General features: G+C 34.0%; 7 protein-coding genes. 4 read left to right on the top strand and 3 right to left on the bottom strand.

Going from position 1 to position 9,153, the window contains the following annotated elements:
- From HOG71_09455 to HOG71_09440, 4 genes are all read left to right on the top strand, one after another.
- Positions 1-141: hypothetical protein (locus HOG71_09455; GenBank protein MBT5991068.1), on the top strand; the 141-nt coding region annotated here is incomplete at its 5' end.
- 292 nt (positions 142-433) lie between these two features.
- Entirely contained in the window at positions 434-598 is a 165-nt protein-coding gene (locus HOG71_09450; GenBank protein ID MBT5991067.1) for a hypothetical protein, read from the top strand.
- Positions 599-755: 157 nt separating this feature from the next.
- A complete protein-coding gene (locus HOG71_09445; protein MBT5991066.1) occupies positions 756-1,877 on the top strand; it encodes an HlyD family efflux transporter periplasmic adaptor subunit in 1,122 nt (373 codons plus the stop codon).
- 6 nt (positions 1,878-1,883) lie between these two features.
- Entirely contained in the window at positions 1,884-5,048 is a 3,165-nt protein-coding gene (locus HOG71_09440; GenBank protein MBT5991065.1) for an efflux RND transporter permease subunit, read from the top strand.
- A 429-nt stretch (positions 5,049-5,477) separates the two neighbouring features.
- Here the strand turns inward: HOG71_09440 and HOG71_09435 are convergent, their stop codons facing one another.
- The 3 genes from HOG71_09435 to HOG71_09425 all read right to left on the bottom strand — a co-directional run bounded on the left by HOG71_09435 (position 5,478) and on the right by HOG71_09425 (position 8,980).
- Positions 5,478-6,698 (bottom strand): hypothetical protein, encoded by a 1,221-nt coding sequence (locus tag HOG71_09435; protein ID MBT5991064.1) that lies wholly within the window; start codon positions 6,696-6,698, stop codon positions 5,478-5,480.
- Between the two features lie 132 nt (positions 6,699-6,830).
- Positions 6,831-8,840, bottom strand: a complete 2,010-nt coding sequence (locus tag HOG71_09430) for an AAA family ATPase (protein MBT5991063.1) — start codon at positions 8,838-8,840, stop codon at positions 6,831-6,833.
- Entirely contained in the window at positions 8,837-8,980 is a 144-nt protein-coding gene (locus HOG71_09425) for a hypothetical protein (GenBank protein MBT5991062.1), read from the bottom strand. Before HOG71_09425 ends, HOG71_09430 begins: the two co-directional genes overlap by 4 nt.
- Positions 8,981-9,153: the final 173 nt, after the last annotated feature.

Below are 9,153 nucleotides of genomic sequence, written 5' to 3'. Positions count from 1 at the left end.
TATGCTACCCATGGTTGGGATGGCAGTTACCTGAACACTGATGATAAGGTACCGATGGATGTTTATGTTTATGTGATGCGAGTGAAAGGACTCGATGGAATAGACTACAAATATTCAGGAACGGTGACGCTTGTGAAATAATAATAAATTATGAAAAAGGCCAAATATTTGAATATTTGGCCTTTTTTTGTTTAAAATTTCATTAGTTAGTCTCTCCTTTGCAGAAAATGAGAGGCAAGTCACCAGATCAAAATCAATTGAATTTATTCAAGCTAGTTTTAAAACAACTTATCAATCCTAAAAACAAACTTGTCGTTTAAGCGGATATTTATCCTTGGAAAGAACTTGAGGATGAGTTTTCTTCATTACACTCCCATACTGGAATACATTCCAAATCCGTGCGTTTAATGTCTGGTTGCTCATACTAAAACAAATGTTTAATCTGGGGGCCGAAACGGTAGTAGAAGCTTGGATTCAGAACCCTTATTACCAGTATTTCTGTCAAGAGTCTGAGTTTCAGTGGCATTTCCCATGTGATTCCAGCGAAGCTACAGACACATGGCATAAAACCCGGACTTATTATTACAATATATTATAGGTTGTAAAGCCTGTCTTATTATTAGAGGTTCTTTAGCACAAGATAATTATGAATCTGCGGTGACATGTGCCATTTTAATTGTGCGAATTGTCTAATCTACACTATTCACAATTATTATAGTATCTTAACAGCTATGTTTGTAACTAAAAATGCAATTATGAGAAAGTACGTATCCATTATAATAGGCTTAACCCTTATTGCAATTTCGGTTTTAATAGCTGTAGCTTTTATCAAAAGTTCAGACAAAAAGAAACCTAAAATAGCTAAAGACACAAAAACCGTAATGGTTAACATAGTAAAAAACAAAACAATTCCTATACTAATAAACTCAACAGGTAGCCTTATTGCAAAAAATAAAATCGAAATTTATTCTGAGGTACAAGGAGTTTTAAATATCAGCAAAAAAGAATTTAAGGCCGGAACGTATTATTTGAAAGGTGAAATAATTTTAAGTATTAATACGGATGAGCATCTGGCTAATTTACGGTCATTAAAAAGTAATCTTCACAATTCATTACTATCAATTATGCCTGACATAAAAGTGGATTTTCCATTTGAATATGAAAAATGGCAGAATTACTTAATCTTGTTAGATGTTGAAAAAAACTTGCCGGAATTGCCTGAAACAAAATCGGATAGAGAAAAGTACTTTTTTACCGGAAATAATATCTACACACAATATTATAATCTGGAAAATCTTGATATTAGATTAAGTAAATATACAATACGAGCACCCTATAACGGTGTGCTTACAGAAGCTTTAGTAACACAGGGAAGTTTAATTCGTCAGGGGCAAAAGTTAGGTGAATTTATTAATGCACATACTTATGAAATGGAATTAGCGATAAAAAGCAGTTTCATTGATTTTATAAAAATTGGAAATCCGGTAAGGTTAAACAACATTGAGCACACGAAAAGTTGGCAAGGAAAAATTATTCGTATTAATGGAAAAATAGATCAAGCTTCTCAGACTGTCAGAGTTTTTATTGAAGCAAATGCTAACGATCTGCGAGAAGGAATGTATTTAGAAGCTGAATTGGTTACCAGATCTGAACCAGATGCTTTTGAAGTAGACCGAAAATTACTCTTTGAAAACAATAAACTTTTTGCAGTAAAAGACTCAGGTTTATATCTGGTACAAATTAATCCGGTTTTTTTTAATGATAAAACAGTAATAGTTAAGGGGTTGAAAAATGGTACCAAAATAATTTCTAAACCTTTGCAGGGAGCTTTTGAAGGAATGAAGGTGAAGATTAATAAGGGCAATAAAAAGAAATAATTATTCATGAAAAAGATTCTTACCTATTTTATAAAATATCGTGTAGCTGTTAATATCATAGTACTGGTTTTTATTTCTTTTGGTATAATAGGTGCCTTGTCAATGAAATCGTCTTACCAGCCACTTTTTGATACCAGGAATATCAGCATAAGTGTTCTATATCCTGGCGCCTCACCAATCGAGATGGAAGAAGGTGTTGTTCTTAAGATTGAAAATAATCTAAAAGGTATTGTTGGTATCTATAAAATAACCTCGGTTTCAAAAGAAAACTCAGCCATTATAAATATTGAAATTGAACGTGGTAAAAACATTGATGTGGTTTTGGCAGATGTTAAGAATGCCGTGGATAAAGTACCATCCTTTCCAATTGGCATAGAACCACCCATTATTTCGAAAGTTGAAAATACTCGTGAAACCATTAGTTTCACCTTAAGTGGAGAAAACATTCCGCTTACTACATTAAAACAATATGCCCAAGAAATAGAAGCAGATTTGAGGAACTTAAAAGGTATTTCTCAGATTACTTTGAGTGGTTTTCCTGAACAGGAAATTGAAATTGCATTGCGCGAAAAAGACTTGAGAGCCTACAATCTTTCTTTTGAAACCGTTGCAAATGCAATAAAGCAAACCAATTTACTTATTACAGGCGGAAGTGTAAAAACAGATACAGAAGAGTATTTAATAAGAGCTAATAACAGAAAATACTATGCAGATGAACTTCATAATTTGGTAATTAGAGCTGATAAGTCGGGGAATATTATTCGACTTAGCGATGTTGCTGATATTAGTGATAAATGGTCTGAAACTCCTGATAGAATTTTTTACAACGGTAAAATTGCAGCGAATATTTCTATCAGCAATACAAATAACGAAGATATGTTGTCTTCTGCTGAGCAAGTTAGGACTTATATCAAAAAATTTAATACTCAAAATGATAATCTTAAAATAGATATTACCAGTGATTTATCGATAACGCTGTTGCAACGGACAAACTTGTTACTCGAAAACATTTTTTACGGTGTACTTTTAGTATTATTATTTCTTGCCTTATTTTTAAATGTGAGGTTAGCTTTTTGGGTTGCTGCTGGCTTGCCAATAGCTTTTTTAGGGATGTTTATTTTTGCCGCTCAGCTTGGTGTAACAATCAACGTTTTTTCTTTATTCGGGATGATAATTGTTATTGGGATTTTAGTTGACGATGGGATTGTAATTGGCGAAAATATTTACGATCACTACAAAAAAGGGAAATCACCAGTTCAAGCTGCCATTGACGGAACGATGGAAGTAATCCCACCAATATTGGCAGCTATTGCAACAACGATTATCGCTTTTTCTACATTCTACTTTTTAGACGGGCGAATGGGAGATATGTTTAGCGAGGTATCAACAGTTGTAATACTTACACTTTTAGTTTCGTTAATTGAAGCCTTAATTATTTTGCCGGCACATATTGCACATTCAAAAGCATTAGCAGATAAAAAAGGTCACACCAAAGAGAGCAAATTCGATTACTATTTTAAGAAAATAAATAAACATGCAGATAAATTTCTAATATATATCAGAGATCGTTTGTATGCGCCCTATTTAAGATTCATATTGAAAAATAAAATTTTGGGTTTTGCAATACCTCTTTCTTTACTTATTATTTCGCTTGGTGTACTGGGTGGTGGCATTGTTAAAACTTCTTTTTTCCCATCTATTGCAAGTGACAGAGTGGTTATAAACCTAAATATGCCCCAGGGAACTAATGAGTCAATAACCGATTCTATTGCTTCAATAATTGAAGAAGCGGTTTGGTTGGTAAATGATGATTTTACGAAGATACAAACAGGACAATATTCTGTAATCGAAAATACAATAAAGAGAATAGGCCCCGGAACTTCAAAAGCGATGCTTACTGTTAATATGTTGCCTGGAGAAAATAGAGACTTTTCATCGCAAGAAATAACAAATGCAATACGTAATAAAGTGGGGATAGTAAATGGTGTGGAAAGTCTAACTTTTGGTTCTGGGGGAAATTTTGGCGGTAGTCCTGTTTCGGTTTCGCTTCTTGGAAACAACATACAAGAACTAAAAGAGGCTAAAAAAGAACTGAAAAAGCAAATGATGGCTAATCCATTACTTAAAGATGTAGCCGATAATGACCCTGCTGGAATTAAGGAAGTAAACATAAAACTAAAAGAAAACGGACTATTATTAGGGCTTAATTTACAGTCGGTAATGATGCAGGTAAGATCGGGTTTTTTTGGCATACAAACACAACGTTTACAGCGCGGTCAGGATGAGATAAAAATTTGGGTTAGATACAACAAAGAAGATCGTTCTTCCATTAAGAACCTGGACGATATGTGGATTACTACTCCTTCAGGAAGTCGGGTTCCTTTTTCTGAAATTGCTACATATAAGATAATACGTGGCGAAGTTGCCATTAATCATTTAAATGGAAGACGCGAAATCCAGATTTTTGCTGATTTAAAATCAAAAAAAGATAGTCCCACAGATATTTTAGCTAACATTAAAAATGATATTATCCCTGAAATACTTTCCAAATATCCCTCTGTCTTAGTATCATACGAAGGACAAAACAGAGAAGCTCAGAAAACAAAAGATTCACTTGGAAAGGTAGGTTTTATCATTCTTATGTTGATATATGTTGTTATTGCATTTACATTTAGGTCTTATAGTCAGCCTTTATTGTTGATGTTTATGATTCCTTTTAGCGTAATTGGAATTGTACTTGGCCACTTTTTGCATGGTTTGCCAATAAATATTCTTTCGTGGTTGGGAATTATTGCTTTAGTCGGAATTATGGTGAACGATGGTTTGGTTTTGGTAGGCAAGTTTAATGGATTTCTTAAAGATGGCCTTAAATTCAATGATGCTCTTTTACAGGCTGGAATTTCACGGTTTAGGGCAATATTTTTAACTTCATTAACAACAGTTGCCGGTTTGTCGCCCTTACTTTTAGAGCAAAGCCGACAAGCACAATTTTTAAAACCAATGGCGATTTCAATTTCTTATGGAATAGTTGTCGCTACTTTTTTAACATTGCTAATGTTACCTTTATTACTGTCACTTAGTAACTCCATAAAAGTATTTTTTAAGTGGCTAAGAACTGGTGAAAAAGTTACCAAAGAAGAAGTTGAACGTGCAGTAATAGAAATGAAATAAATAAAAATTTCAAGTTTTGATAATTAAATTGTTCTAACAATATTCTTTGATTATGAAAATGTAATAGTAGGTGACTTTTATTTTATGGATCTTAAGACCAAAAGTTATATGTATAGTTGTTACTGAAATTATAGGATAGAAAGCATAATAAACATATTGCAATTAGTAGAATAGTGCCAGCTTATAATTCACTAATATTATTAATTACCTTTTTCGTTCAAATTTGGATTTTTTTAGCCCATAGGGGTGACAGGACTTGAATTTTTCATTTTAGCTAATCTTTAATAGAGATATTAAATAATCTTAGTGTTTATAGGCCTTCGGATATATGTGCTTTTCCGAGGGCAAAGTCTGAAGTTACAGACTAAACGACATTTTTAGAATATATACGCCTTTTCTTTGCCATGGGAGTTTCTACATTCTGCTCTATTAGAAAACCTCATAGGTTCCTAACTTGCCAAACCTGTTTTTAATTGTCTCAGCAACACCCTTTTCTATCTTTATATTTATATCAGAGTTATGTGCATATTCATTGCTTCCTTTGAATTTGCCATCCTTTGTTGATTGCATAATGATTGCAAAACAGACATCTGGGTATTTCGCCCTTAAGTCTTCTAAGGCCTCAGGAGATGAATCCTTGATCATATTTATACTATCAATGAAGCAGAACTTGAAGTCAATGCTTTTAAGTTTGGAACTTGTTTCTTTAAGGGAGTTGTAAGCTGTAATATGAATATTATCGCTGGTAATATTATTATTGATCAGCTTTTGCTTAAAGGTCGGGCTAAAGCCTTCTTCAGGCGTTGCATAAAGCACATGTCCGAATTGAGTGAAATAGTTAGCTAACTGTAAAAAGAATGTACTCTTGCCACTTCCTGGCTGCCCATGAGCAGTTATAAAAGTATTCTGCGCAATATCTCCTAAAAACTCACCAAACTTTCCTGTAAGATTGTGTAAATCAAACTCCATATTTGAAAGCTGTGATGCTGTTAGGATGCTTTCTTGATTTTTGGTCGATCCTTTCACTTGCTTACGCCTAGGAACTTTAATATCCTTTGTTTCCTTTTTATCAATTTCCTTTGGTGTTTTGAACAACAGTAGCCGTTTAATCATCAATTGACTACTAATTGACTTAATCTCAACATCAAGAGCTTTAATAGATCCATCTATCTGTTGTATAACGTTGTTTATTGCCTCTCTTTTTTGCTTGGGACTTTTTAAAATCTCTGATCCTGCATATGTACTCCCAAGCATAAGAGCCAATCTGACCCATTCATTCTTAACACTATTGGTCAAAAAGTAGGATGCTGTAAATCCACCCATACCTCCTAATAACTGTCCTGGATCATTCTGTAATGACTGAAGTTCAGCCAGTAATTTAGCTCTCTTTTCTTGCTTGATATTCCATTGTGCTTGTATCGAATTGATTTCATTTTCAATTTCAGAATATTTTGGATTATCAGTTTTTACGATGACATCTTTCTTTACAATATCAAACTGATCTTTAATTAAAAAATCAGGTGCTTCTTTTCCCTTTCGAATCTCATAGGATCGAACTTTACATGAATTACAGCAATAGATTTTACGTTTATTTGAAGTGCTAAAATCTCTGCCACAAAAAGCACACTTTTTTGCTATTTCGTCTTTCATTACGGTAACAATTTATAGTAACTAAATAATATGGTTACGGTTAATAAAAGTGCTACGTTACGGTAACACGTTACTTTACGGTACTTTTCCACTTTCCACTTCCTTATATAGGCTGGTGGAAACTGGAATGTTTTAAAAAGGTAAATCATCGTCTTGCTCCTCTTTATCATGAACCTCTAATAGGTCTTTAAAATACGTTGGTACTATTTGTTTTGATTCTATTTCCTCCGTTATAAGGCCGTGAGAGTTCATGAAGTTAATTACATTATAAACTGCGGACTTCTTAATCCCGAGTTCCTCCATGAGCTTGTCTTTAAAAGACCGTTTATCCATGCTCTCTAATCCGTTATAAAAAATGTCGTTTAAAACCTCTTTATATTCTTCGATCTTCATTATTTCCTTATCAGCTCCCGATTTTTTCCCACTACTTACATGACACTGCTTTTCACTATCCCATTTGAATTGAAGCAAAGGAATATCAATGGCATTGGCATTCCTGCAATATTTAGGATTTATTGTGCATGTATCACCCTCTCTTTCGATAATGATTAAGCTCTCCGCTTTTCTGTCCAATTGGCTTCCTAAGTGTCCTCTGGTTTTAATACCATCAGGATTAAGGTGTACAACTAAAACGATAGGACATTTATACTCTACTGACAATCGATGAAATAGGTCAACAACCTGATTGCTCTTCTCTTCATCATTCACACTGCTAACTAAATCGGCAACACCATCCACCAATACCAAGTGAATCCCACCAAACTTCCTATAATTATATTCAACTGTTTCTTGAATTACTCTCAACCGCTCAGCCATTGTAAATTCAAGTATGTGATAGGATTTGAAGTATTCTGGCTGATTTTCAACTCCAGCTTGTCTAAGCGCATTTTTTATTCGTTTGTGCCAATCGTATGTTGATTGCTCTGTATCAAAGTGCAATATCGCTTTGCTTTCACGATTTGGCTCAATCGTTATACCCAATGATTCATATCTAAAATCATCCTGACGAATAGCCCCCGCAATAATATTATACAATACAGCACTTTTACCTGTCTTGACTTTGCCAGCAAGTACAAGCAAATTCCCAAGGCTTAAAATATTATGTTCTTCAATCTGTAATATCGGTATTGGTTTTTCTACTGTCTGAGTTGCATCGAATGTATAAGGGGTTAATGCTTTAATGATCTCATCAAATTTCTTGTTAATTGCTTCGTTGATCAGCTCCAAAACACTATCTCTGGAAGCACCTTTTCTAACAAAATCACTGATATCCTTTTCTTTTTTACTTCCATTAAGCGGTAATACAAGATTGATAAGGCTATTTTTTTTAGCCAGATTTTCAGCTGCTTTAATACCAGTTCTATCAGTGTCATAGCAAACAAGTATATATTTAAACCTTTTGCGTATTTTTTCAAGTAATCCTTCGTCTACTACAGCCGTTTCGCTATTAAGACAAATAGCCCATAAACCCAATGATCTGAATGTTAAGACATCCTTTTCTCCACCTGTTATGATCAATTCAAGACCTGTATCAGGTAATTTATCATAACCGAAAATGTATTCCTTTGGCTTACTACCAATATACTGAAACCTCGAGGTGCAATTTGGTCTATAGATTTTACCTCCCCAATCGGATGAATACAAATATTGTGGATTGGACTTTGTAGCTTTAATTGCCTCTGCATTATTTGAATACTTTATTGACTTCAAAGGTTTCACAGCGAACTTAACCAGTACTTCTTTTGTAATCCTATACTGAGAGAAATAGCTCAGATTTGATTCATTCCATTCCTCAGGAATAAGTTCTAATTGTTTGATTTGTACAGGTTTTTTTACTTGCCTCTCTTTTCCTAATTGAAGGCTCAGTTCTCTATTGATTTTATCCAGAGCTTCTATAAACGGGATATTATAAAGAAGCTCTATAAACCTGATTGCATCACCTTTTATGCTATCATCAGCAAAATCTTTAAATAAATAAACACCTGAACTGCGTTCTTGAAAAATAGAAAAAGATGGATGCCGATCTTTCCTTAAAGGACTTGAGAAGGCTTTACCAATTTGAAAGCTAAAATCTATAGAATGCCTAAAAACATCTAATCCCTGATTGGTTAAGCTAAGGATGTTTTCTTTTGAAATACTCATGACAAACCTCCTTCATCTTTTCCTTCAAACAGCTTTTCAATGTCGGAAAGTTTGTAATAAATTTTGTTTCCAACTTTTCTGAAGTTTAGTTCACCATCCCTCCTTTTTTGCCAGAACCATGTTGTCCCTTTACCAAGCATTTCTTTTGCTGTAGATTCTGGGATAAATTTGTTGGATATTTCGGATCAAACCATGCCAGCCATTTCGGACTATCAGTGCCAGTGATTTCGGTTTTATTAGTGCCACTATTTTCGGTTCTAATAGTGCCACCATGTGTTAAGCCACATTGATTACGGTTCTAACCGTGCCACTT

The sequence above is a fragment of the Bacteroidota bacterium genome (assembly GCA_018698135.1).
Taxonomy (GTDB): Bacteria; Bacteroidota; Bacteroidia; order CAILMK01; family JAAYUY01; genus JABINZ01.
Note: the sequence above shows the minus strand (reverse complement) of the source record. Positions and strands in the feature narration are given on the sequence as shown.